This window comes from Paenibacillus sp. TAB_01 (assembly GCF_043945595.1).
In the GTDB taxonomy this organism is placed as follows: domain Bacteria; phylum Bacillota; class Bacilli; order Paenibacillales; family NBRC-103111; genus Paenibacillus_S.
Map to the genome: position 1 here is coordinate 1,963,942 of NZ_JBIFNP010000001.1, position 26,065 is coordinate 1,990,006.

Here is a 26,065-nt window from a genome sequence, read left to right on the forward strand (position 1 = left end):
CTGACATGGCTGTACATAATTTAATGGAAGATATCGTGAAGAGCTGCCTGAAGGATTGGATGCAGCATCAGCCGGAGTTGGCCGGCATGGATGAAAAAGCGGAGAGCGACATTATGGCTATCGTGTTAAATCAGCTGCCCGCCAAATACGTTTCTACTTTGCAGGGCGAGGTTTTCGCGAAAACGCAGCTGCGGGCGCAGGTCGAGAGCGATGTTTACAGGGAACTGGCGCTTGGGGTGCAGAAAGTATTCAAATCCGACCGGAAGTCGGTTCTGAGCTCGGATTCGCAAGCTTAGGAGCCTGGCGCAGGCTGAAGAGCTGCGCCGATTGTAGATGGCGCTTACATTTTGGGAAATGCTAAAAACCTAGCAAAGCTGTCGGTATAAAACCGGCGGCTTTGCTTTTTTTCATTCGTTTCCGATTTCCCTCACCGCCCTGATAAAAGCGATCAGCTGCCTCACTTCGCGCGAGCTTAACGCGACGCCATCCACAGATAAAGGAACCGTTCCCAATTCTTTTAACGCAGGAAGGGGTTGTTCGTGATTCTCGCCTTGGTGCTGCGGATCCGGATCATCCACACGGCCGAGCAAATAGTCGACGGAGGTTTCGAACAGCTCCGCCAGCATTTTCACCGCCTCCAGGGAAGGTTCACGGTAACCGGATTCATATCCGGCGTATGTGCTTTTTGCAATGCCGAGCCGGTCAGCTATGTATTGTAAGTAACCAGCGTTTACTTTTTCTCAATTCGGTTAATCTATTTAAAACCATATCTAAATCTAACCCCCTGACTCCCAAAACTATTATAACATCAGCTGGCGTATACTCAAGCAAGATGTACGCGATTCGCGATGTTGATGCTTGATTTATCTTTTTTTCGTCGCTATAATAGGATAAGGGTCGCTATAAGCGTACTTTTTCTTTCATTTGAGGTGCGAATCGTGAAAAAATTACTTTTGTTGGCTACCGGCGGCTCCATTGCGTCCGTCGAAGGAGAGGAAGGGCTGTCTCCTCAATTGGATGCCCCTGATTTATTAAGCTTCCTGCAGGCTAAAAATCCGCGTTATGTTATCGAAAGCAAGCTGCTGATGAATATTGACAGCACCAATATGCAGCCGGAATCATGGGTTCAAATTGCGGAAGCGGTCTATGATAATTATGAGCAGTATGATGGATTTGTCATTACACACGGTACCGATACAATGGCTTTCACCTCAGCCGCATTGTCCTACATGCTGCAGAATGTCAGCAAGCCGGTCGTGATTACAGGTTCGCAGATCCCCATCAATTTCAAGAAAACCGACGCCAAGAAAAATGTAGTGGATGCGATCCGGTTTGCTTGTGAGGAGGTTGGGGGCGTATTTCTTGTGTTTGACGGTCGGGTGATCCGGGGAACGAGAGCCGTGAAAATTCGAACCAAGAGCTACGATGCGTTTGAAAGCATCAATCATCCCTATGTAGCGCATATTCATGACTCGGAAGTGAAGTATGTCAGCTCGATGTCTTCTATCAAGGCCCAAAAGCATCCGAAGAAGCTGAAGCTGGATACAGCTTTATCCCCTGACGTTTTTTTGTTAAAACTGATTCCCGGGACGAAACCGGAAATATTTGATTATCTTAAGCCCTTGTATAAAGGCGTAATCATTGAAAGCTTCGGAATCGGAGGAATTCCTTTTCAAGGAAGAGACCTGGTGACGAAAATTAAAGAGCTTGCCGCATCCGGCGTCGCTGTGGTTATTACTACGCAATGCCTTGAAGAAGGCGAGGATTTAAGCTTATATGAGGTCGGACGCAAGGTCGATCAAGATCACGTCATTCTTTCCGGAGATATGAACACGGAAGCCATCGTTCCTAAATTAATGTGGTGTTTGGGGAAGACGGATCAGCTGCAGGAGGTTAAACGGCTGATGGAAACACCTGTTCATTTCGATACGACGGTTTGATTTGATCTGCCCTTTGGAGTTCTGCATAATCGCGTTTGCTCAGGAAATAATAAACTTGGATTAGAAGAAGTTTTGTTTCCGGAAGCTGTCGGGATTGGCGGATTTCATCCTGAAGAAGGGGCAGATGAGTGATGGAAAGAAGCTTAAATGGCCAATGTATAGCCGATGAGACCTGTAACCCTGTCCAATGCTTAATTTATAGCGGTAACAGGGTTTATTTTGGTGTACGCAAGAATGCGGGCAGGGCTGTGAGGCTGGAATAATATACAGCTTATATTAATTGACCATTGGTTGTATAATTTTTGTTTGGCAACGGTTTCAATCTATTTACAAAATCACATAGTTGCTTTAATATCTTTTAGTGTTATCTTTACGTCATGAAATATGACATTTAGTAAAGATGCCATATAATTACATATTTTATGAGGAGGGCGTTACATGAAGTTGAATAAACTTCTCGTCATGGCCACAGTTACAGCGATGCTGGGCAGTGTTGTAGCAGGTTGTGCGAGCAATAACAATCAGCAGGCCGGGGGTGGGGATAACAAAGCACCGGTACAGGAATTGAGAATTAACCTGACGGCGGAACCGCCGGCACTGGACAGCTCCATCGCAACAACAAACCCTGCGTTCACGATTATGAATGCCATCAACGAAGGGCTGTACCGCCTGGATAAAGACGGTAAGCCGCAGCCGGCGCTTGCCAAGGATATGCCGAAAATTTCCGCTGACGGTCTTGTTTATACGATTACGCTTCGCGATGGACTGACATGGGCTGACGGTTCGCCTTTGAAGGCCAGCGACTTTGAATTCGCTTATAAACGCACGCTGGACCCGACCACTAAAGCGAAATACGCCACTATGCTTGCATGGATTAAAGGCGGGGCTGCTTTGACGGCTGCGAAGCCTGAAGAGATCGAAGCGAAAAAGGCTGCCGTTGGCGTAAAAGCGATTGACGATAAGACGCTGGAAATTACATTGGAGAGACCGATAGCGTTCTTTACGGATCAGCTGTCGATGCCGATTTTCTTCCCGCAAAAGCCTGATTTCGTGAAGGCTCAAGGCGATAAATTCGGCGCCGATGCGGACAAGGTCATTGGTGCAGGTCCGGTTCAAGCTGGAATCCTGGAACCACCAGCAGCAGCTTGTGATGGTGAAGAACGATAAATATTGGGACGCAGCGAACGTGAAGCTGAACAAGGTTACCGTCAATGTGGTGAAGGAAGCCAGTACGTCCTTGAATATGTATGAGACAGATCAAGTCGATTTGACGGAGCTTAAAGGCGATCAATATGCGATGTACAAGGACAAGCCTGACTTGACGCTCAAAAAAGAATTCGTATCGTCCTACGTGATGTACGAAACGAAGAAATTCCCGGCGTTCGCGAATGCGAAGATTCGCCAAGCCCTGGGTATGGCGATTGACCGGAATGCTTTGAATGATGTCGTATTGGGCGGTTCTTCGATTCCTTCGACAGGCTTGATTCCGGGTACGGTGTCTGACGGCAACAACCAAGAGTTCCGTAAAGTAGCCGGAGACACGCAGCCGAAATTCGATGCGGCCAAAGCAAAGCAATTGCTGGATGAAGGCTTGAAGGAACTGAACATGACTTCTCTGCCGACCTTCAAATTGACTTCTGACGATACGGACGTTTCGAAGAAGACGATCGAATTTATTCAAGCTCAGTGGAAGCAAAACCTGGGTGTGAATGTAGAAGGCGAACCGCTGCCGTTCGCGCTGCGCGTAGAAAGAATGCAGAAGAACGACTTCCAGGCGCTGATCGCGCTTTGGGGTGCAGACTATAACGACCCGATGACGTTCCTGGATATGTGGTTGAGTGATAACAAATCGTTCAACTACATGGAATACAACAACAAATCGTACGATGATCTGGTTAAAGCCGCAGACAAAGAAACGGATCTTGCGAAACGCTCGCAAATGCTTGTGGATGCAGAAAAGGTTTTGATGGCTGACATGCCGCTTAGCCCGCTGTACTTCCGTACCAGACCATACGCTAAGAAAACGAATGTCGACGGTATTATTTTACCGGCGATGTCCAAAGAATGGGAATTGAAATGGACTTCCATTAAGTAATCCGCCGTTATCCAGGCGGAAGGCAGGCAAGGAACAAGAATAAGGAGCCGTTCCGGGGGAACGTGACGGGCGGCTCCGCTTTTATTTTTTGGTCAGCAGAACGGCTTCGCAAACATAGTCTTGTTAAGCTGAAGGTCTATGCTTGCGAAACCGTTTTGCTTTTCATAAGCGCCGGTTTATTGGATGACGGAATAGGCGTTGACCCTAAGCTGATAGGATTCATCCGATAGGTTTATGTTGTTTTTTTCTTAATTTGTTCAGGAGGTGCCCCATGCTGCGCTATGTGCTGCGACGTTTTTTTTACATGCTGATCACTTTATGGCTCATAGTCACTTTTACTTTTGTTTTGATGAAAAATTTGCCCGGTGATCCGTTCGGCGAAGACTCCATCAAGCTGACGCCCGAGCAAAAGCAGATATTATTCCAACAATACGGGCTGGATAAACCGATCGGCCAACAATATGTGAAGTATTTAAACGATATTCTTCACGGTGATCTGGGCGTGTCTTACCAGTTTCCTACGCAAAAGGTGACCGATATTATCAAACAGAGCTTCCCGGCTTCGCTGGAGCTTGGATTATGGGCGCTGCTGATTGCCATAATCGTCGGTTTGCTGCTTGGCATTATCGCTTCATTGAATCATAACAAAGGTCTGGATGTGGCAGCCATGTTCACGGCCGTCGTTGGGATTGCGATTCCATCCTTCGTGCTTGGACCTCTGCTTTCCTATTATGTCGGGGTTAAGCTTGGGTGGCTTCCTCCGGGGATGTGGTCAGGCCCATCTTCCCGTGTACTGCCGGCCATTGCCTTATCGTTCGGTACGATAGCCATTCTCGCAAGGCTGATGAGGACGTCCATGCTGGACGTGCTGAATCAGGATTATGTCAAAACAGCCCGGGCCAAAGGCTTGTCCGAGCGCGCGATTGTCGTGCGCCATACGGTCCGCAACGCGATTTTGCCGGTAGTTACGATTCTGGGGCCGACCTTCGTTAACTTGATTACAGGGACGCTGGTAGTTGAACAGATCTTTGTCGTTCCCGGCTTGGGTAAACACTTTGTGCAGTCTATCTATTCCAATGACTACACTATGATTACGGGTTTGACTATTTTTTATGCATTTATTCTGGTCATTGTTCTGTTCGTGACTGATATCATTTACGGTTTAATTGATCCACGGATCCGGATTGCTAAGGGAGGTAAGGCATAATGGAAGTCACCAAAGAGCAGTTTAAGCCCGTCGACAAATCCGGCCCGGTGAAAGAAGCGATAGTCCGGCCTTCACTGACCTATTGGCAGGATGCCTGGAGACGGCTTAAGAAAAATAAGCTGGCGATGTTCGGATTGATTACGCTCGTCTTATTAATACTATTTGCCATTTTTGGTCCTATTTTTACATCGTACGACTATGCCACACAGAATTATAATATAAAGAACCTGAAGCCTAACGGTGAACACTGGTTCGGAACGGACGATTTCGGCCGTGACCTGTGGGTTAGGGTATGGTGGGGCACGCGGATTTCGTTATTTATCGGGATTACCGCTGCTTTGATTGACTTGGTTGTCGGCGTGCTCTACGGCGGTGTTTCCGCTTACTACGGGGGACGTGTGGATGACGTGATGCAGCGGATTATCGAGATTATATACGCGATTCCGTTCCTGCTTATTACGATATTGATGATCATGACGATCGGTCCGGGGATCTGGACGATCATTATCGCCTATTCCATTACCGGCTGGGTGCCTATGGCCCGCCTGGTGAGGGGGCAGATGCTGACCTTGAAGGAGCAGGAATATGTTCTCGCAGCGCGTACGCTTGGCGCCGGCTCCGCACGCATTATTTTGAAGCATCTGGTTCCGAACGCTCTGGGTCTTATAATTGTACAAATTACGTTTGTCGTACCGTCGGCGATTTTTGTTGAAGCCTTCCTGAGCTTTATCGGTTTGGGAATCCGTGTTCCATTGGCTTCGCTCGGTTCGCTGTTGTCTGACGGTGTGGCGGCGATTCGTTTATATCCGCATCGGGTTATTTTCCCGACATTTGTTTTCAGCTTGATTTTGTTAAGCTTTAACCTGCTGGGCGACGGACTGCGCGATGCGCTGGATCCGAAAATGCGCAAATAAACGTAATTATTACGATTATAAGAAGATTTGGGTTTGCAAAGATTCTTTTTATATCGAACCATCTTCGTGCTTGCGAAGCCATTAGGCTTTCGATTAAGCGCTGCAAGGCTTACGAACCCGCTTTGCTTAGGCAGAGCTTGCAGGAGGGAACCTCGAATGAGTAAAAATATATTAGAGGTCAAAGACCTCAAGGTATCATTCAATACGTACGCCGGGGAAGTACAGGCGGTACGCGGCGTTTCCTTCCATCTGGAGAAGGGGGAAGTGCTGGCGATCGTCGGCGAATCGGGCTGCGGCAAGTCCGTGACGGCGCAAACGATCATGCGGCTCATTCCGTCGCCGCCCAGCGTTATTAAAGGCGGATCCGTTATGTTTGACGGAAAAGTGGACATTACGAAAACCTCCAAGAAAGAAATGGAGAAAATCCGCGGCTCCGAGATGGGGATGATCTTCCAGGATCCGATGACCTCGCTCAACCCAACGATGACGATTGGCAAACAGATTACTGAAGGCTTGATCAAGCACCAGGGGCTGAGCCGAAATGCCGCTCATGAGCGTGCGGTCGAAATGCTTCGTCTTGTCGGCTTGTCCAATCCTGAGGGACGTGTGAACCAATATCCGCACGAGTTTTCCGGCGGGATGCGCCAGCGGGTTATGATAGCTATCGCTTTGGCCTGTAGTCCGAAGCTGCTGATTGCCGATGAGCCGACCACCGCGCTGGACGTAACGATTCAAGCGCAAATTATCGAGCTGATGAAAGATTTGTCCGAGAAGACGGAAGCGTCGATTATCGTCATTACGCATGATTTGGGCGTTGTGGCGGAAATGGCGCAGCGGGTCATTGTCATGTATGCGGGCAAGGTTGTGGAGCAGGGAACGGTAGATGAATTGTTCTACGATCCGAAGCATCCTTATACATGGGGACTTCTGCGCTCCGTGCCAAGACTGGACCAGGATACGGACAGCGAGCTGGTTCCGATCCCCGGTACGCCGCCGGATTTGTTCTCTCCGCCGAAAGGCTGTGCGTTTGCGGCGCGTTGTCCTTATGCGATGGGCGTATGCTTAGAGATCGATCCGGATCAAACGCCGTTAACGGATACGCATTCGGCAGCCTGCTGGCTGCTGCATCCGGATGCTCCGCCTGTGGAGCGGCCTGTTGAAGTGGGGAGGGTTGCGCAATGAGTGAACAACCGATTTTAGAGGTGCGAAATTTACAAAAGCATTTTCAGGTGGGCAGCGGCAAAACATTGAAGGCTGTCGATAACTTGAACTTCGCCATCAACCGCGGAGAAACGTTCGGACTGGTCGGCGAATCCGGCTGCGGCAAATCGACCGCAGGCCGAACGATTATCCGGTTATATGAAGCGACGTCGGGCGAAGTGCTGTTTAACGGTGAAAACGTGCATCAGCTTAAAGGCAAAAAGCTGCATGACTTCCGCCGCCAGATGCAAATGGTGTTCCAGGATCCGTACGCCTCGCTGAATCCGCGGATGACGGTCGGCAATATTATTGCCGAAGGCGTCGACATCCACGGGATGTACTCCGGCGCAGAGCGCAAGGAGCGGGTCATCGACCTGCTTCGCGCGGTCGGCTTGAACGATGAGCATGCGAACCGGTTTCCGCATGAATTCTCCGGCGGACAACGCCAGCGGATCGGCATTGCCCGTGCGCTTGCCATTGAGCCGCAGTTTATTATCGCCGACGAGCCGATCTCGGCGCTGGACGTTTCCGTACAAGCGCAGGTCGTCAACCTGTTTAAGAAGCTGCAAAAAGAGCGCGGTCTGACCTACCTGTTCATCGCGCACGATTTGGCCATGGTCAAGCATATTTCCGACCGTATCGGCGTTATGTACCTGGGTAAGCTGGTGGAGGTAACGACTTCCGAGGCGCTGTATGCGAAGCCGCTGCATCCTTATACGCAGTCCTTACTGTCCGCTATTCCGATTCCGGATCCGGAAATCGAACGGACGCGGGAGCGCATCATTCTGCAGGGGGAAATTCCGAGTCCGCTGAATCCGCCGAGCGGCTGTCCGTTCCGCACGCGCTGTCCTCATGCGATGTCCGTGTGCGCCGAAGTGATGCCTGAATTCAAAGAAGTGGAGCCGAACCACTATACGGCTTGTCACCTGTACTAAAATCAATTCCTACTATTATATATAGTATATACAAGATTTTATAAGGGCCGGCTTTCACCGCTGCGATGGATGGATTCTTTCGCGGCGGCGGGGGCCGGCCCTTCTCTGTGACTTTTTGGGAAATACAGTTTTGACGGCGGGGGCCAACATGTGTACAATCAAGAAAGGTACTTATTAATAATGAGGAAGGGTGGCTGCCGAGTTGAAGATTGAATCGATTCATTGGAGGTCCAGCCAGCCTCTAACAGAGGATTATGTTCACAATTACAGCAAGGTCAGCTCCTTGTTTGATTATAATCCGTGGGACAGCAGGTCGCTGCAGGAGAGAGCGGTCTGGCTGGATCAAGAACGCGGCGCTGCGGCGGAACCGGCAGCAGCTGGCGGAAGTGCTGCTAAGCTATAATAAAGCTGTACATAATGCTCCGGAGGCGCTGCAAGCTGTGGAGCAGCTGAAGGATGCGCGCACACTGTGTATCGTGGGCGGCCAGCAGGCGGGATTGTTCACGGGTCAAGCGCTTGTCATCTACAAAGCGATTACACTGATCCGCTCCGCCCGGGAGGCGTCGGCCAAGCTTGGAAGAACCGTCATTCCTATATTCTGGATTGCCGGAGACGGACCATGATTTCGACGAAGTGAATCATATTCAGACGTTGTCGCAGGATCTGCAGGTGCAGAAGCTGAAGATTGATCCCTCTTCGCAGAAGCGCACCTCCGTAAGCCGGCTGGCAATTACCGAGGAACAGTGGGAGCAGGCGCTGGAGCAGCTCGACGCCTCGCTTATTCCTACGGAGTTCAAGCCTGCATGGATGGAAGCACTGCGCAGCATGGCGTCTTCTTCCAAGACGCTGGTCGATCTGTTTGCGCAAATGCTGGCGAAGCTGTTCGGCTCTCAGGGGCTTGTGCTCCTGGATTCGGATGATCCGGCTCTGCGCCGGGTAGAGGCTCCGATGTTTCGGACCCTGCTTGACCGCAACGGCGAGCTCCGCGAGGCTTTCCATCAAGGAGCCGGCAGCGTAGAGGCGCTTGGCTATCACCCGCAGGTTGAAATGCAGGAGCGGCAGGCGAACCTGTTCGTGTTCGATGACGAGGAAGAGCGCATCCTGCTGTACGCCGGGGACCAGGCTCAGGTGTTCACGGACCGTAAGCAGGAACGCCGCTTTCCAAAGGAACAGCTCGTGGAATGGCTCGAAACGTCGCCGGAGCGGTTCAGCAACAATGTGCTGACGCGGCCGTTAATGCAGGATTATTTGTTCCCTGTACTGGGGTACCGTGCTCGGACCGGGAGAAATTGCGTACTGGGCTTTGACGAAGCCTGCGTTTCACCAAGCCGGCATGACCATGCCTTTGATTATTCCAAGACTCGAATTCACCTTGATGGAGGGTACGGTTCAGAAGAACATGAACAAGTACGGCTTGTCTCTGGAGGATGTGCTGTACCGTCTGGAGGAGAAGCAGCAGCAATGGCTGAAGGAGCAGGATACGCTCCGGCTGGAGGAGCGCTTCGAGCAGGTGCGGTCGCAGTTTAAAGACAGCTACCAGCCGCTGGTAAGTCTTATCGCAGGGATTAATCCGGGGCTCGGCAAGCTGGGCGAGACGAACATGGGTAAGATTGTCGAGCAGATCAGTTTCCTGGAGCAAAAAGCGGCCGATGCCGTGCGGACGCAGTTCGACGCCTCGCTGCGCCAGTTTCAGCGGATCGCTTTGGCGGTCGTTCCCGGAGGGAAGCCGCAGGAGCGGGTGTACAATATTCTCGCTTATCTGAATAAATACGGCACCGACTGGCTGTATGAGCTGCTTGACGCCGAGGCCGGCGAGCTTGCGGCGGACGGCCGGCATAAAGTGCTGTATATGTAAGCTGGACAGAGCATGATAAAGTAAGCAGCCATAACGATAACTTAACCTGTAAATGATGGAGGAAATCAAATGAATACAAAGGATCGCAGCATTATCAGAGATCTGTCTCTGGCACCGGAAGGGCATTTGAAGATTGACTGGGTTAACGCGCATATGCCGGTATTGAACCGCATCCGTGAGCAGTTCGAGAAGGAGCAGCCGTTTAAAGGGCTGAAGGTAGCCATTTCCCTTCACTTGGAAGCAAAGACGGCCTATCTGGCTAAAGTAGTTCAAGCAGGGGGCGCAGAGGTAGCGATTTGCGGCAGCAACCCGCTGTCCACACAGGATGACGTTTGCGCAGCATTGGTGGAAGACGGCGTTACCGTATTTGCCAAATATAATCCGGAGCCGGCGGAGTATAAAGAGCTGCTGATCAAAACGCTCGAAACCGAACCGGATCTCATTATCGACGATGGCGGCGACCTGGTTTCCATTCTTCACTCCGAGCGTCAGGATCTGCTGAAAAAAGTCCGCGGCGGTGCCGAAGAAACGACGACCGGTATTTTGCGTCTGAAAGCGATGGAGAAGGAAGGTCAGCTGCAATTCCCGATGGTAGCGGTGAATGACGCCTTCTGCAAATATTTGTTCGATAACCGTTACGGTACGGGCCAATCCGTATGGGACGGCATTAACCGCACGACCAACCTGGTAGTTGCGGGTAAAGCAGTCGTTGTCGTAGGCTACGGCTGGTGCGGTAAAGGGGTTGCGATGCGCGCCAAAGGGTTAGGCGCTAATGTCGTCGTTGCCGAAGTGGATGCGATTAAAGGCGTAGAAGCTTATATGGACGGCTTTGCTGTGATGTCGATGACGGAAGCGGCCAAAATCGGTGACTTCTTCGTTACCGTCACGGGCAACCGCGACGTTATCCGCGGCGAGCACTACAAAGTGATGAAGGATGGCGCGATCCTGTCCAACGCAGGTCATTTCGATGTGGAAGTTAACAAGCCTGAGCTGGACGCGCTGAGCGTATCGAAGCGTACGGTTCGCCGCAATATCGAGGAGTACACGCTGCAGGATGGCCGCAAGTTCTATTTGATCGCGGAAGGCCGTCTCGTGAACCTGGCTGCAGGCGACGGACATCCGGCGGAGATTATGGATATGACGTTTGCGCTGCAAGCTATGTCCTTGAAATATGTGAACGATAACTACAAGCAAATCGGCAACAAGGTCGTTAACGTTCCTTATGAGCTGGATGAGCAGGTAGCGCGCTTCAAGCTCGCTTCTCTGGGCATTTCTATCGATGCGCTGAGTGAAGAGCAGAAATCGTATTTGGACAGCTGGACGGAGCATTAATCTGCTGCTGTATTGAGCAAAAGCCTCTCTTTTGATCCCGGTGATCGAAAGAGAGGCTTTTTTTACTGTATAGAAAGGCCTAGGAAGGCTCGGACTTATTAAAAGCGTCAGCAGGATAAGTGAGGCAAACGCGGTTAAAAGCAAGTTCTATCCGCTATAGAAACGACGATGAAACGTGGTCGAGTCCCCGCGCAGGCCGAGGCCACTGAAAAACTAGCAGAGAGTGCGGAATCGTTCTGTAGAAGCGAACGCGTTCGCCTTTGTCCTTGGATTTCAACCGCTACGAGCGGTATATAAGCAAAGAAATCCAGGGACAACAGCGATCGGAAGAATGTTCCGTACTCGTAGCGATGCCTTTTTCAGTGGCCTCCGCAGGCCGCCGGTTCTTTTTTTGATGCTAGATCTGTTAAAAAAATGAAACAAATCCAAGTCCCTCCACGTTTAGAAGGTAGCACGCCATTCAGGCGGTGCAGAACCAATATACAATGGGGGGATCGTATGGAGGTCAAAAGGGGGATCAGAACAAAGGCAGGGAGACCGTTCCGGCTGTTCGCCGGGATCGGCGGGCAAGGCATGCTGCTGCTTGCGCTGTTAGCGGCGGCGCTTTCCGGCTGCAGCGCCGCGGACAGCAGCGGCGGATCGGAAGCGGCAAAATCAAGCGCCGCTGACGTAAGGACGGATGCGCTTGCGCAGAGCGGGGCTGCTGCCGCATCGAATGCGGCGGTGCCGGCCGAGGGCAAGAGCGCAGCACCTGCAGCGGACGGAAAGCAGAGCGCGAGTCCGCCTGCGGACAGCTTCAACGGAAGCGTCCCGGCTGCGGCCGGGGATGCGTACGGCGCGGTCGACCGCAAAATTATTTATAAAGCGAGCCTGACGATGCAGGTAGATAAGTATGCGGAGGCCCAGACGCAGATCGAGAGCGCAGTGCGTCAGGCCGGCGGTTACGTGCTGCAGTTTACCGAGAACGAAACCTCGTATGAAAAACGAGGCAGCTTCGTCATTAAAGTGCCTGCTTCGGGCTTCGGTTCGCTGTTAAATCAGCTGGAGAGCATCCATCCCACTACACAGAAAAATATGGAGGGGCAGGACGTATCCGAGGAGTATGTTGATTTGACGGCCCGGCTGAAGGCGAAGCAGGTGGTGGAGGAACGGCTGATCTCCTTCATGGAGAAGGCTGCCAAAACGGATGAGCTGCTGGCTTTTTCCAATGAGCTCGGCAAAACGCAGGAGGAAATCGAACGGATCAAAGGCCGGATGAGGTATCTTGAGCAAAATGTAGCCTATTCCACGATTGAACTGAGATTGACGCAGAAGCTTGGCTCTGCCGCAGTCATTCAGGCTCAGGATCAAGGACCGCTGATGCAGCGGGTCTCGGCGGCGCTAAACGGCAGCACTGCCGCGCTTGCGCTGTTCTTCCAATGGGTTGTCGTGGTGCTGGCTGCCATTCTTCCGGTGGCTCTGGTGCTGGCCGTTATTGCTGTCCCTTTCTGGTTTATCCGGAAAGCGAGGCGGAAGAAATTGCACGAAATCCGGAGGAAGCTGTCGGATTCTGACGATGCATTGGCGCCGCTTCCGCCGGCTGACGAAGGTTCGGCAGAAGCGGAAAAGTAAATATTTTAAGCAAATCCTGCATATTTGCAGGATTTTTTATTTATGTGGAGAATATTAGCTATACAGGTGGTGGAAAGTGGGGTAAAGTGGTGAAAAGGGGTGAGGTTCTAAATGTTCATGGGAGAATACCAGCACACTATCGATGACAAAGGTCGAATGATCGTGCCGGCTAAATTCCGTGAATCTCTGGGACCGAGCTTTATTGTGACCCGCGGCCTGGATCAGTGCCTGTTTGTTTATCCGAGGGAAGAGTGGAGCGTGCTGGAGCAGAAGCTGAAGGCGCTGCCCTTAATGAAAGCCGACGCGCGGGCGTTTACCCGGTTTTTCTTCTCCGGGGCGACGGAGTGCGAGTTGGACAAGCAAGGCCGTATGAACTTGCCTAACAATCTTATTGAGCATGCCAAATTGGAAAAGGACTGCGTCGTCATCGGGGTTTCCAACCGGGTTGAGATTTGGAGCAAGCAAATGTGGGAAAACTATTCCTTACAATCGGAAGAATCGTTTAATGAGATTGCCGAGAAGCTTGTGGATTTTAATTTCGACTTGTAGAAGTGCCGTATGACAAACTCAGGAGGAAGTGCATCATGTTTCATCATGTTACTGTTTTGAAGGAAGAGGCCGTGGAGGGCTTGAATATCCGGCCGGACGGCGTGTACGTCGATTGTACGCTCGGAGGCGCGGGGCACAGCTCGGTGATTGCCTCAAGGTTGAACGAGCAAGGACTGTTAATCGCATTTGACCAGGATGATGCGGCACTGCATAACGCACAGACCCGGTTGGCGCCATATATGGATAGAGTGATGCTGGTACGAAGTAATTTCCGCGAGATTGAAGCGCAGCTGCGCGCTATACCGCGCGCGCTGAAAGATGGGCAGGTACAGGTCGACGGCATTTTGTTCGATCTCGGCGTCTCTTCCCCGCAGCTGGATGAAGCCGATCGCGGCTTCAGCTATCACCAGGATGCGGAGCTGGATATGCGGATGGACCAAACGGCCGATTTGACCGCGAGAGAAATTGTCAATCAGTGGTCCGAACAGGAGATTTCCAAAATTTTGTTCGAGTACGGCGAAGAAAAATTTGCCCGCCGCATTGCGGCGCAAATCGTGGCGGCCCGGGCCAAGGGGCCGATTGAGACGACGGGCGAGCTGGTCGAGCTGATCAAGGAAGGCATTCCCGCCGCAGCCCGCCGCAGCGGTCCGCATCCGGCGAGACGCAGCTTTCAAGCACTGCGCATCGCGGTGAACGATGAGCTGGGAGCTTTTGAAGAGGCGCTGGAGCAGTCGATCCGCTGTCTGGCTCCCGGCGGCAGAGCCTCGGTGATTACTTTCCACTCGCTCGAGGATCGCATCTGCAAGCAGACATTTGCCAAACACTTGGAGAAGTGCACGTGCCCGCCCGATTTTCCGATGTGCGTTTGCGGCAAGAAAGGCGTCGTAAAGCTCGTCAACCGCAAGCCGATTGAGGCTGGCGCAGAAGAGCTTGAGGCCAACCCGCGCGCCAGATCGGCAAAGCTGAGGGTAGCGGAGAAGCTCTAAGGAAGCTTGATAAGACGATGAAGTTTCGCAAATACATCCATACGCGTCATGAAGGGGGAGATTGATTACATGCCTGCCTATATTCATGGAAACTTGGCAGTTGAGCAGAAGTCGCAGCAGAAGGTAAGCGTCAAGGAAACGAAGAAAGTCATCTATCGCAACAAAACGCTGCCGGTACAAGAGAAGCTGTTCTATTTGTTTACCGTGCTTGTGTGCGTGGTAGTGGCGAGTCTGATCATTTGGAGATACGCTCAAATCTATGAAATGAATACGAAGATTCTCGATATGGAGAATAATATTCAAAAGCTGCAGGCGGAAAACAGCGTGCTGAAGAAAAAAGTAGACGCCCTCTCCGCTCCCGACCGGCTGCGTGAAGAAGCGGTCAAGCTGGGACTCGGGCCGGTGAAGGACAAGCAAATCAGCAAGGTGGCCAACAAGAGCGGCGCAGGCTCGTCGGCTGTAGCGGATGCCAACCAGGGGAAGACGGACGTCACGCCGTGAAGATCTGACTGGGAGAGTGAAAAGGTATGTCTAAAAAAATAAAGCTAAGATCACTACTCATCGGAGGGTTATTCACCCTCCTTTTTGTTGCCTTGGTAGGGAGACTGTATTGGGTGCAGGTGGTGGATGGTGCGGAGCTGCTCGCAGCAGCGCAGAAGAAATGGGAGGCGGAGGAGGTTCTGCGTCCGATTCGCGGAGCCATCGTAGACCGCAACGACAAAGTATTGGCGGAGGACGCTCCGGCGTACACCGTTGCTTTGAATCCGACGCTGATTAAGAAATATCATCTTGAGAATGCCGTATCGAAAGGCTTGGCGGCCATTCTCAAAACATCTGACGATCCGACATCGATCGCCGCCCTGGAAGATAAAATAAGCTCAAGGCTGAACAAAACGTATACGACGGTAAATCCTCAGATCGAAATTCGCAACGAGGGCTGGAAGATTGACGTAGAGGTGGCCGACCAGGTAAAGCAGCTGGTAGAGCAGTTGAAGCTGCAGGCCGGCACGACAGGCAGTATCGGCATATATTTAATGAAGGAACAGAAGCGGTTCTATCCGGGCGGGAAATTGGCTGCCCATCTGCTTGGTTACAGCGATAAAGAAGGGAATCCGAAGCTGGGCTTGGAATCCAGGTTCGACAGTGTGATGAAAGGAACGCCGGGCTCGTTGACGTATGAGAAGTGACCGCAACGGAGTTGAGCTTCCGGATGCGAAGGTAAACTACATTCCTGCAATAGATGGAAACAATGTAAAGCTGACCATTGACAAGAATATTCAATTTTACATAGAAAGCGCACTTGAGAAAGTATTCGATAAATACCATCCGAAAAGCTTGACGGCCATTGCGGCCGATCCGAAAACGATGGAAATACTCGGTATGGCCAGCTTCCCGAATTTCAATCCGAACAAATATTGGGAGACGGAGAACCAAAGCGACTTTTTAAATAATGCCGTTGCATCGCAGTACGAGCCGGGTTCTACCTTTAAGCTCGTCTCCTTGGCGGCTACCGTACAGGAAGGCATCTTTAACCCGAACGAGCTGTACCAGTCCGGTTCGATCAAGGTTCCCGGCCGGACGCTTCATGACTATAATATTTCCGGTTGGGGTCAAATTACGTATTTGGAAGGTTTGAAACGGTCCAGTAACGTTGCCTTTGTCAAATTGGGCGAGAAGCTGGGTAACCCTAAATTTCTAGATTACATTGGGAAATTCGGATTCGGGGCTAAAACGGGCGTTGACCTGCCTGGAGAGGTATCCGGTATCGTAAATATGCACTACCCGGCGGAATATGCCACGGCGACATACGGGCAAGGCTTGACGGCTACGGCGATTCAACAGACAGCCGCTTACGGGGCCATTGCCAACGGAGGGAAGCTGATGTGGCCGCATATCGTCAAGGAAGTGTACAATCCGAAAACGAAGGAAGTCGTCCAATCCTTCGAACCGAAGGTAATCCGGCAGGTGGTAACGGAGCAGACGGCAACCAAGGTTGGCGAATATCTGGAGCAGGTCGTCAGTGACAAGGCGATCGGCACAGGGAAGAACGCGGCGATCGAAGGCTACCGGGTTGCAGGGAAGACCGGGACGGCCAATAAGGTTGAGCCCGGCGGAAAGGGCTATGCGGAAGGCAAATGGGTTATTTCGTTTATCGGCTATGCGCCCGTGGAGGATCCGAAAATTTTGCTGACGATCATTGCCGACGAGCCTGACCTGGGCGGGGATTTCCATTTAGGGGGCGAGGTTGCTCCTCCGGCCTTCAAGGAAATTGTTTCCCAAACGCTTCGTTATATGGGCGTTCCATCTTCTGCACAGCAGATGAAGTCGGCTGAGAAGGAAACGAAGGAAATCATGCCGGATATGACCGGTCAGTCTCTGGATCAGGCTAAAACAACGATGAATAAATACGGAGTTGAAGTAGAGGGCGTAGGTAAAGGCTCGAAAATTGTGTCGCAATCACCGCCGCCAGGTACTGAAATCGGAGCTGCGCAGCGAATTTATGTAGTTATGCAGGAGGAAGGCGATATTTCGATCCCGGATATGACCGGCAAATCGCTTCGGGAAGCGATGGAGGTGTGCTCCATCATCAAGGTGAAATGCCAGTCCGCGGGTGAAGGCTATGTCGCATCGCAATCTCTTGCCGGGGACGGGGATGCTCGGGTATTAACGCTTCAGCTGAAGCCGTACAGCGAGCTGCTGTCATCGGATAACGACGGGCCAGGCAATGTGCCGGCTTCGACAGGCAAATCCGACAAAACGAAGTCATCCAAAGGCAATGATACGTCCAAGACGGCGGATACCGTCAAAACTGCAGACGTCAAAAAAGCGACTCAGTAATCGAGGAAGCTTGTTCTATCCCCGGGTTGTCCTGAATATTCTGGATATGAAACAATCTAGACAACCTATTCAGGAGGGGATCGAACGGCCATGAGGGCATCGAATGTAACGGTTCGTCGTCGACTATTCACTGCATTGATTATAGGAACGATCCTGTTCGTCGCGCTGATCGTGAGGCTCGCGTATGTTCAGATATGGAAGGGACCGGAGCTAAGCCAGATGGCGGAGGATTCGTGGCGGCGGGAAATACCTTTTGCAGCGAAAAGAGGAGAGGTGTGGGACCGCAACGGCGTACAGCTGGCCTACAATATCAGCTCGCCGACGGTATTGGCCATTCCGGCTCAGATCAAGGACAAGAAGGCAACGGCGGCCCAGCTGGCCGCTGCGCTGCAAATGACGGAGGACTCGGTTTTTCAGATGATTTCCCAGCGGAAATCGAGCGTCTACATCAAGCCGGCGGGGCGTAAAATGACGATGGAGAAGGCGCAGGAAATTCGTGCGCTGGAGCTGCCCGGAATTTTCGTAGCCGAGGACAATAAACGGTATTATCCTTTCGGAGAACTCGCTGCGCATATTCTCGGGTTTACCGGAATTGATAATCAGGGTTTGACGGGCATAGAATTGAAGTATAACAGTCTGCTGACCGGTATCGGGGGCAATATTTCCTATTTGGCTCAAGCCAATGGGGGAGCGATGCCGAATTCTACTGATAAATATGAGAAGCCGCATGACGGGATGAACCTTCAGCTGACGATCGACAGCCATTTGCAATCGGTGCTGGAGCGGGAGCTGGATCAGGCTATGGTCAAGTACCAGGCCAAGAATGCGATCGCGATCATGATGGATCCGAACAACGGTGAAATATTGGCGATGGGGGCCCGGCCGGGGTACAATCCCGGCAACTTCAGAGATTATCCGAAGGAAACGTATAACCGCAACTTGCCGATCTGGATGACCTATGAGCCCGGATCGACTTTCAAAATCATTACGCTGGCGGCCGCCCTGGAGGAGAAGAAGGTAAACCTGACCGAGGGCTTCCACGATCCCGGCGCAATCGAAGTGGCCGGAGCCCGGCTCCGCTGCTGGAAACGCGGCGGTCACGGCAGCGAGACGTTCCTGCAGGTCGTCGAAAACTCCTGCAACCCCGGCTTCGTCGTGATGGGGCAGCGTCTTGGCAAGGAGAAGCTGTTCGACTACATTTCCAACTTCGGGTTCGGCAAAAAAACCGGCATCGACTTGGGCGGCGAGGAGAACGGGATTTTGTTCAAGCTGTCCCGCGTCGGTCCGGTGGAATTGGCAACGACTTCCTTCGGTCAAGGCGTGTCGGTCACGCCGATTCAGCAGATTAGCGCGGTTTCGGCTGCGGTCAACGGAGGAAAGCTGTATAAGCCGCATGTAGCCCGCGCATGGTACAGTCCGGAGACGGGACAGCTGCAGGAAACGATTAAACCGGAGATGGTAAGGCAGGTCATTTCCGAGGAGACCTCCAAGCAGGTGAGGGAAACCCTCGAGAGCGTGGTCGCCAACGGGCACCGGCCGCAACGCCTTTATCGAAGGCTACCGCGTCGGGGGCAAAACGGGGACGGCGCAGAAGGTTATCAACGGACGCTACTCCGCCGACGAGCATATCGTTTCGTTCATCGGCTTCGCGCCGGCAGACGATCCGAAGGTCGTTGTCTATGCGGCGGTAGACGACCCGCAGGGGATTCAATTCGGCGGCCTGATTGCGGCTCCGCTGGTCAAGAACATTATGGAGGATGCTCTCCATTATATGAATGTGCCTCCGCGCAAGGATCAGCTGGAGCGCAAGTACGTGTACGGGGATACGAAGCAGTTGGAAGTGCCGAACCTGGTCGGCATGAGCGTGACCGATATTTATGAGGATTTGAACTCGGACTTCCTGCTGGCCAAATCCGGCGTAGGCAACTTTGTGACGAATCAGGTGCCGAAGCCGGGCGTTAAGGTGGAGCAGGGCTCGACCATCCGCATTTATTTATCAGATAAAGACCCGACTCCCGAAGGGCAGCAGTAACAATTTGGCGTTTTTGAAAAATTGGGCTTTTCAGCGGCGTATTTTTTGTCCATAATAGATACCATGTGTTAAAAACGGAGGGGAACCCATGAAGTTAAAGGAATTGGCTTCCCAGCTTGCGGTCAGCCGTATTTCGGGGGATGACAGCATAGAAATTACGGGGATCGAAATCGATTCCCGTAAAGTCAAGCCGGGAGATTTGTTCGTATGCGTTTCGGGCAAAACCGGAATCGCAGATCGGCATCTGTATGCGGCGCAAGCCGTTCTGAACGGCGCCTCCGCCATCGTGGTCGAGCGGGATGTGGACATCGAAGCGCCCAAGCTTTTTGTAACGGACACTTGGGATGCGCTGGCCGTTTTGTCCTGCCATTTTTACGGCTATCCGAGCAGGGAAATGAAGCTGATCGGCGTTACGGGGACGAACGGCAAGACGACAACGACCATTTTGATCGATCACATTTTTACCCATGTGGGAAAAACAACCGGGCTTATCGGAACGGGACATACGAAGGTCGGTACCGTAACCTTTGAAACGGTCGGCACTACACAAGACGCGCATGAGCTTCAAAAAAATTTGGCGAAGATGCGTGACATTCGCAGCGATTACTGTATAATGGAGGTTTCCTCCCATGGCCTGGATTTGGGCCGGGTCAAAGGCTGCAGCTTCCGCACGGCGATTTTCACCAACCTGACGCAGGATCATCTTGATTATCACGGGACGATGGAGGCTTATCGGGAGGCCAAAGGACTGTTTTTTGCCCGGCTCGGCAACGATTACTCCGGCGACCCGGATGCGCACAGATATGCGGTGCTGAACGCCGATGAGGCCGCTTCCGCTTATTTTGCCAAGCTGACCTCGGCGCAGGTTGTTTCTTACGGTATTGATCAGCAAGCCGATGTGCGGGCGGAGCAGATCCGTTTCAGCTCCAAAGGAACCAGCTTCCGCTGCGTGACGTTCCGCGGAACGGTTGATCTGGAATTGAAGCTTGTCGGCAAGTTCAATGTGTACAATGCTTTGGCTGCGATTGCCGCCGCCCTGCTGGAAGGCGTATCCTTGGAGCAAATCAAGTCCAGCCTGGAGACGGTCAAGTCGGTCGAGGGCCGAATGGAGGTTGTCGATGCCGGACAGCCGTTTCTTGTGCTGGTCGACTATGCGCATACGCCCGACGGGCTGGAGAACGCACTCTCGACCATCCGCCATTTTGCGGAAGGGAAGGTTTACTGCGTATTCGGCTGCGGCGGCGACAGGGAACCGGACGAAGCGGCCGTTGATGGGCAAGGTTTCTGCGGCTTACAGCGATTATGTCTACGTCACGTCCGACAATCCGCGTACGGAAAATCCGGAACGGATTCTCGAAGATATTGTTCCGGGCCTTCATGAAGCCGGGTTGTCGCCGGACCGGTACGAAACGGTTGTGAACCGCCGGGAAGCGATCAGTCGCGCGGTCGCCAAGGCCGGGCCGCAGGACATTGTGCTGATAGCAGGCAAAGGCCACGAAACCTATCAGGATATTATGGGAATTAAACACGATTTTGACGACCGTGAGGTTGCCAGAGCCGCGATAAGGGGACGATATCATGATTAAACGAACGGTGGCGGAAATTGCCGCAATGGCAGGAGGCACGCTGGCGCCGGGAACCGACCCGTTATTTCGTATCGAGGGCGTTTCGAAGGACACGCGGACATTGCCCCCGGGCTGCCTGTACATTCCCTTGATCGGCGAATCGTTCGACGGTCATCAATTCGTTCAGGATGCGCTGGATAAGGGAGCGGTAGCTTCGCTCTGGCAAAAGGATCACGAGCAGCCGCCGGAGGGTGCTGCGCTCATTCTGGTAGACGATACGCTGACGGCCCTTCAGGCATTAGCCAAAAGCTACCGTCATCAGCTGAATGTCCGGGTTGTCGGCATTACCGGCAGCAACGGCAAGACGACGACGAAGGATATGACGTCGGCTGTATTATCCACCACTTATAAGGTGCACAAAACGCTGGGTAATTATAACAATCATTTTGGGCTCCCGCTGACGCTGCTGCAGCTGGAAGAGGACACGGAGATCGCCATCCTGGAGATGGGCATGAGCAGCAGAGGGGAAATTCGGCTGCTGTCGGAGCTGGCGGAGCCCGAAATTGTATTGATTACGAATATCGGGGAATCGCATTTGCTTCAGCTAGGCTCCCGATTGGAAATTGCGCGAGCGAAGACCGAGATTTTGGCGGGGCTGCAGCAGGACGGCACGCTGGTATATAACGGGGATGAGCCGTTGATCGAGCAGGTGCTGCCGGAGCTGCGCGAGCCCGGCGCGATGAAGGCGGCTCGGTATCATCGCGTCCGCTTCGGAGCGAAGCCGGATAACGACCTGTATCCCGTGCAGCAGCGTATGGATGCTTCGGGAACGCATTTTGAAGTGCAGCGCTTCAACGGAATCGATTTTTATATTCCGCTGCTGGGCTCGCATAATGTCATTAATGCGCTGGCTGCGCTAGCGGTCGGCGTGCACTTCGGCATTCCCGCAGCGGTGATGGCGGAAGGCCTGAAGCAGCTGTCCATGACGAGCATGCGCATCGAGAAAATCCAAGCCGCATCCGGCTTGACGCTGTTGAACGATGCCTACAACGCGAGCCCTACCTCGATGAAAGCGGCATTGAAGCTGCTGACCGAGCTGCAGGGCTACAGAAGCAAAATCGTCGTACTCGGCGATATGCTGGAGCTGGGTGAGCAGGAGGCCGAATTTCACCGGCAGATCGGCGCCATGCTGAAGCCGGACAGCATCGATCGCGTGTACGTCTTCGGCACGTTGGCTAAGCATATCGCCGAGGCGGCTGCCGTGAACTATCCGGCCGGACACGTACATGTGTTTGACGACAAAAGCAGGCTTGCGCAGGCGGTTGCCGCCTATGCGTCGCCGGACGATGTGGTGCTCGTCAAAGGCTCTCGCGGCATGAAGCTCGAACAGGTGGTCTCCCTGCTGAAGCAGCTGTAGATCCCGCAAGGAAAGAACCAGGTTTATTATAGGTTGTAGGAGGACACTACCGTGGATTTTAACGTGGTCATGATTACTTTGGGGGCAGCCTTTTTGCTGGCTGTCATCATGGGGCCATTATTTATACCTCTTCTTAGAAGGCTTAAATTCGGCCAGCAGGTCCGGGACCGACGGACCGCAAAGCCATTTGAAGAAAACGGGGACGCCTACCATGGGCGGCACCATTATTTTGCTGGCATTAGCCTTGGCTGTGCTCCGCTTTGCGGATAAGAGCATGGAGATGGTTATTTTGCTGATCGCCGCGCTCGGGTACGGACTGGTCGGCTTTCTGGATGACTATATCAAAATCATCCTGAAACGCTCGCTCGGCTTGACAGCGAAGCAGAAGCTGCTTGGCCAGCTGATCGTCTCGGTGATCGTTTGTATTTTACTTGCCCAAATCGGCCACAGCACGGATGTGCGGATTCCTTACATCGATTACACCATCCCTATGGGCTGGTTTTACTATCCCTTTGTCGTGGTGATGATGCTCGGTACGTCCAACGCGGTGAACTTTACCGACGGGCTGGACGGCTTGCTGGCCGGTACCAGTGCCGTGGCGTTCGGCGCCTATGCGATCATTGCCTTGAACAACACCCAGCCGGATGTAGCGATATTCTCCGCTGCAATGGTAGGGGCGGTGCTCGGGTTTCTGGTCTTCAATGCGCACCCGGCGAAGGTGTTCATGGGAGACACCGGATCGCTCGGCATCGGCGGCGGCCTGGCGCTTGTAGCCATTTTGACGAAAGCGGAAATTTTGCTGATCCTGATCGGCGGCGTGTTCGTCGTAGAGGTGCTGTCAGTGATCATTCAGGTCGTATCCTTTAAAACCAGAGGAAAGCGTGTATTCAAAATGAGCCCGATTCATCACCATTTTGAATTGACGGGCTGGTCCGAATGGCGCGTTGTCATTACGTTTTGGACTGCCGGCATCGTACTGGCGGGAATCGGACTAATTTTAAATGAGGTGTTATAGCAGATGAAGCATCCAAGAGAGTACCGCGGAGAACAGGTTGTAATACTGGGCCTGGCCCGCAGCGGGGTAGCCGTTGCAAAGCTGTTTCATGAGCTCGGAGCCGTTGTCACCGTTAACGATAAAAAGGAAAAAAACCTATGCCCTGAGGCCGATGAACTTACGGCTCTGGGTATTTCTGTTATTTGCGGCAGTCACCCCTCTGACCTGATTCACGAGGGTGTCCGGCTTGTGGTCAAAAATCCGGGGATTCCCTATACGATTGAGCCGATCGAACGCGCGCAGCAGCTCGGTATCGAAATTGTGACCGAAGTAGAGGTGGCCGGTCTTATTACCCAGGCTCCGATGATCGGGATTACCGGCTCTAACGGTAAAACGACTACGACCACCTGGATCGGCCTCATGCTGGACAAGGCGGGCCTGCGTCCGATTGTAGCAGGGAATATCGGCCGTGCGCTGACGGAAGCGGCGCTGGAAGCAACGCCGGAGAATACGCTGGTCGTCGAGCTGAGCAGCTTTCAGTTGAAAGGGACGTCGGCGTTTCGTCCGCGCATCGCCTGCTTGCTGAACATATACGAGACTCATCTGGACTACCATGGAAACATGGACGATTACATAGCGTCCAAGGCAAAGCTGTTCGCCAACCAAACGGCAGAGGATACGGCTGTATTGAATTGGGATCAACCGGTATGCCGCAGAATCGCAGGCGAGGTGAAAGCTTCGGTGCTGCCTTTTTCCGTGACTCAGGAGCTGGAATATGGGGTCTTCGTGAGTCCCGGCTTGAACATGGAGGCTGCGGCGGGAGAGCGGACTATTGTCTACAAAGATAGAGCCGGAGCTGTACATACCATCCTGCCCGTTGACGAAGTCGGCATTCCGGCCAGCTTCGACGTGGAGAATGCGCTGGCGGCTTCCTGCGCAGCCATAACGGCAGGCGTGCCTTTGCCGGTCATCGCGGAAGCGCTGCGGGAATTCCGCGGGGTTGAGCATCGTCTGGAGCATGTCCGCACGCTCGACGGCATACAGTTCTACAACAATTCCAAGGCTACGAATCCGACAGCCTCGATCAAAACGATAGAAGCGCTCGGCGCTCCAGTAATTCTCATCGCAGGGGGGCTGGATCGCGGCTCCGATTATATGGAGCTGCTTCCGGTATTCCGCGAACGGGTGAAAGGTTTGGTAGCGATAGGACAAACGAAGGAAAAAATCGTCCGCGTTGCCGAGCTCGCAGGCATGAGCCGGGTGAAAACCGTCGATACTGCTAACAATGTGCAGGATACGGTCATAGAGGCGGTTCGTCAGGCGGCGGCAATGGCTGAAGCCGGAGACGTGGTTCTTCTTTCGCCGGCATGCGCCAGCTGGGACATGTTTTCTTCCTATGAGGAAAGGGGAAGCATGTTTAAGCAGTCCGTGCATAACCTGTAAGAGGGGGGTAATACAAGCTGCCCCTCCCATTTTGCGAGGTTAGAGGTGGCATGTATGGTCAAAGCGCGTTCTGCTCCGGATGTAACCATGTTGATGTGTACCTTGGTGCTGCTTACCATCGGCGTCGTGATGGTGTACAGCGCCAGTGCCGTGCTGGCATTTCACGAATTCGGCGATTATTTCTACTATTTAAAAAGGCAATTGCTTTTTGCCGTGCTAGGAATTGTCGCGATGTTTTTTACTATGAACGTAGATTACTGGGTTTGGAAAAAGTATGCCAAAATCGGGCTGATCGTCTGCTTCATTCTGCTCGTCGCCGTTCTGATTCCCGGCATCGGGGTTGTGCGGGGCGGAGCCCGTTCGTGGCTCGGGATCGGATCGTTCGGGATTCAGCCCTCCGAGTTTATGAAGATCGGCATGATTCTGTTCCTGTCCAAATGGCTTTCCGAGCAGCAAAGCAAAATTACGCTGTTTACCCGGGGCCTGCTGCCCCCGTTAGGCTTGGTCGGACTGGCCTTCGGCATGATTATGCTCCAGCCTGACTTAGGGACAGGCGCCGTGCTTGTCGGCGCAACGCTGCTGATCATTTATACGGCGGGCGCAAGGCTGCTTCATTTATCTTATTTGGCGCTTGTCGGAGTCGTCGGTCTGGTCGGCCTCATCATTGCCGCCCCTTACCGGTTGCAGCGGATTACGGCATTCCTGGATCCCTGGCAGGATCCGCTTGGTGCCGGCTATCAGGCGATCCAGTCGCTTTATGCCATCGGCCCCGGCGGTCTGGTCGGGCTGGGCCTGGGTATGAGCCGTCAAAAGTACAGCTATTTGCCGGAGCCGCAGACGGATTTTATTTTTTCAATTATTTCCGAGGAACTAGGCTTTATCGGTGGTTCATTTGTACTCATTTTGTTTATGTTACTTGTGTGGCGCGGCATGCGCACGGCCATCACGGCCCCGGATACGTTCGGCAGCTTGCTGGCTACAGGGATCGTAGGTATGATTGCGGTTCAGGTCATTATTAACATCGGGGTCGTTATCGGTATGTTCCCGGTTACCGGGATCACCCTGCCGCTCATCAGCGCAGGCGGCTCGTCGTTAACGCTGATGTTGACGTCCATCGGTATTCTATTAAATATTTCCCGTTACGCGAGGTGA

General features: G+C 52.8%; 21 protein-coding genes and 5 pseudogenes. 25 read left to right on the top strand and 1 reads right to left on the bottom strand.

Translation table 11 applies throughout. The features are described 5' to 3' along the window. Positions 1-5: 5 nt before the first annotated feature. Positions 6-296, top strand: a complete 291-nt coding sequence (locus tag ACHHV8_RS09355) for a late competence development ComFB family protein (RefSeq protein ID WP_395158031.1) — start codon at positions 6-8, stop codon at positions 294-296. Positions 297-407: 111 nt separating this feature from the next. On the opposite strand, the pseudogene ACHHV8_RS09360 reads toward ACHHV8_RS09355, so the two are convergent. Next, positions 408-768 (bottom strand): annotated as a pseudogene (locus ACHHV8_RS09360) (helix-turn-helix domain-containing protein). Positions 769-938: 170 nt separating this feature from the next. Between ACHHV8_RS09360 and ACHHV8_RS09365 the strand changes: the two are divergent. The 24 genes and pseudogenes from ACHHV8_RS09365 to spoVE all read left to right on the top strand — a co-directional run bounded on the left by ACHHV8_RS09365 (position 939) and on the right by spoVE (position 26,065). Beyond that, positions 939-1,940, top strand: a complete 1,002-nt coding sequence (locus ACHHV8_RS09365; RefSeq protein WP_395158032.1) for an asparaginase — start codon at positions 939-941, stop codon at positions 1,938-1,940. 438 nt (positions 1,941-2,378) lie between these two features. Beyond that, positions 2,379-3,107: a peptide ABC transporter substrate-binding protein gene (locus tag ACHHV8_RS09370; protein WP_395158033.1), complete on the top strand. Its 729-nt coding sequence runs from the start codon at positions 2,379-2,381 to the stop codon at positions 3,105-3,107. After that, a complete protein-coding gene (locus tag ACHHV8_RS09375) occupies positions 3,022-4,035 on the top strand; it encodes a peptide ABC transporter substrate-binding protein (RefSeq protein WP_395158034.1) in 1,014 nt (337 codons plus the stop codon). The genes ACHHV8_RS09370 and ACHHV8_RS09375 overlap by 86 nt, the downstream gene beginning before the upstream one ends. A gap of 271 nt (positions 4,036-4,306) precedes the next feature. Continuing rightward, entirely contained in the window at positions 4,307-5,242 is a 936-nt protein-coding gene (locus ACHHV8_RS09380) for an ABC transporter permease (protein WP_395158035.1), read from the top strand. After that, positions 5,242-6,156 (top strand): ABC transporter permease, encoded by a 915-nt coding sequence (locus tag ACHHV8_RS09385; protein WP_395158036.1) that lies wholly within the window; start codon positions 5,242-5,244, stop codon positions 6,154-6,156. The genes ACHHV8_RS09380 and ACHHV8_RS09385 overlap by 1 nt, the downstream gene beginning before the upstream one ends. 156 nt (positions 6,157-6,312) lie before the next feature. After that, positions 6,313-7,338, top strand: a complete 1,026-nt coding sequence (locus tag ACHHV8_RS09390; protein WP_395158037.1) for an ABC transporter ATP-binding protein — start codon at positions 6,313-6,315, stop codon at positions 7,336-7,338. Continuing rightward, a complete protein-coding gene (locus tag ACHHV8_RS09395) occupies positions 7,335-8,291 on the top strand; it encodes an ABC transporter ATP-binding protein (protein WP_395158038.1) in 957 nt (318 codons plus the stop codon). Before ACHHV8_RS09390 ends, ACHHV8_RS09395 begins: the two co-directional genes overlap by 4 nt. Before the next feature lie 202 nt (positions 8,292-8,493). Continuing rightward, complete coding sequence (locus tag ACHHV8_RS09400) at positions 8,494-8,694, top strand: hypothetical protein (protein ID WP_395158039.1); 201 nt, start codon at positions 8,494-8,496, stop codon at positions 8,692-8,694. Continuing rightward, on the top strand, positions 8,678-8,914 hold the full coding sequence (gene bshC, locus ACHHV8_RS09405; RefSeq protein ID WP_395158040.1) for a bacillithiol biosynthesis protein BshC: 237 nt from the start codon (positions 8,678-8,680) through the stop codon (positions 8,912-8,914). Before ACHHV8_RS09400 ends, bshC (ACHHV8_RS09405) begins: the two co-directional genes overlap by 17 nt. 46 nt (positions 8,915-8,960) lie before the next feature. Continuing rightward, positions 8,961-9,497, top strand: a pseudogene (bshC, locus tag ACHHV8_RS09410) (bacillithiol biosynthesis protein BshC); the annotation flags it as partial. Positions 9,498-9,561: 64 nt separating this feature from the next. After that, entirely contained in the window at positions 9,562-10,146 is a 585-nt protein-coding gene (gene bshC / locus ACHHV8_RS09415) for a bacillithiol biosynthesis protein BshC (RefSeq protein WP_395158041.1), read from the top strand. Positions 10,147-10,215: 69 nt separating this feature from the next. After that, positions 10,216-11,478, top strand: coding sequence for an adenosylhomocysteinase (locus ACHHV8_RS09420; RefSeq protein WP_395158042.1), 1,263 nt, complete (start codon positions 10,216-10,218; stop codon positions 11,476-11,478). Between the two features lie 498 nt (positions 11,479-11,976). Continuing rightward, positions 11,977-13,089 carry a DUF4349 domain-containing protein gene (locus ACHHV8_RS09425; RefSeq protein WP_395158043.1) on the top strand — a complete coding sequence of 371 codons (1,113 nt, stop codon included), beginning with the start codon at positions 11,977-11,979 and terminating at the stop codon, positions 13,087-13,089. Positions 13,090-13,200: 111 nt separating this feature from the next. Then, complete coding sequence (gene mraZ / locus ACHHV8_RS09430; protein ID WP_395158044.1) at positions 13,201-13,638, top strand: division/cell wall cluster transcriptional repressor MraZ; 438 nt, start codon at positions 13,201-13,203, stop codon at positions 13,636-13,638. Positions 13,639-13,673: 35 nt separating this feature from the next. Beyond that, complete coding sequence (gene rsmH, locus ACHHV8_RS09435; RefSeq protein ID WP_395158045.1) at positions 13,674-14,624, top strand: 16S rRNA (cytosine(1402)-N(4))-methyltransferase RsmH; 951 nt, start codon at positions 13,674-13,676, stop codon at positions 14,622-14,624. Between the two features lie 69 nt (positions 14,625-14,693). Next, entirely contained in the window at positions 14,694-15,125 is a 432-nt protein-coding gene (locus tag ACHHV8_RS09440; protein ID WP_395158046.1) for a septum formation initiator family protein, read from the top strand. Between the two features lie 26 nt (positions 15,126-15,151). Continuing rightward, a complete protein-coding gene (locus ACHHV8_RS09445; RefSeq protein WP_395158047.1) occupies positions 15,152-15,811 on the top strand; it encodes a penicillin-binding protein 2 in 660 nt (219 codons plus the stop codon). Further along, a complete protein-coding gene (locus tag ACHHV8_RS09450) occupies positions 15,801-17,462 on the top strand; it encodes a penicillin-binding transpeptidase domain-containing protein (RefSeq protein ID WP_395158048.1) in 1,662 nt (553 codons plus the stop codon). The genes ACHHV8_RS09445 and ACHHV8_RS09450 overlap by 11 nt, the downstream gene beginning before the upstream one ends. A 90-nt stretch (positions 17,463-17,552) precedes the next feature. Next, positions 17,553-19,494: pseudogene (locus ACHHV8_RS09455) on the top strand (stage V sporulation protein D). Between the two features lie 88 nt (positions 19,495-19,582). Then, positions 19,583-21,080: pseudogene (locus tag ACHHV8_RS09460) on the top strand (UDP-N-acetylmuramoyl-L-alanyl-D-glutamate--2,6-diaminopimelate ligase). Next, positions 21,073-22,476 carry a UDP-N-acetylmuramoyl-tripeptide--D-alanyl-D-alanine ligase gene (locus ACHHV8_RS09465; protein ID WP_395158049.1) on the top strand — a complete coding sequence of 468 codons (1,404 nt, stop codon included), beginning with the start codon at positions 21,073-21,075 and terminating at the stop codon, positions 22,474-22,476. Before ACHHV8_RS09460 ends, ACHHV8_RS09465 begins: the two are co-directional and overlap by 8 nt. Positions 22,477-22,527: 51 nt before the next feature. Then, positions 22,528-23,491: pseudogene (gene mraY / locus ACHHV8_RS09470) on the top strand (phospho-N-acetylmuramoyl-pentapeptide-transferase). A gap of 3 nt (positions 23,492-23,494) precedes the next feature. Continuing rightward, positions 23,495-24,913, top strand: a complete 1,419-nt coding sequence (gene murD / locus ACHHV8_RS09475; RefSeq protein WP_395158050.1) for a UDP-N-acetylmuramoyl-L-alanine--D-glutamate ligase — start codon at positions 23,495-23,497, stop codon at positions 24,911-24,913. A 54-nt stretch (positions 24,914-24,967) separates the two neighbouring features. Further along, entirely contained in the window at positions 24,968-26,065 is a 1,098-nt protein-coding gene (gene spoVE, locus ACHHV8_RS09480; protein ID WP_395158051.1) for a stage V sporulation protein E, read from the top strand.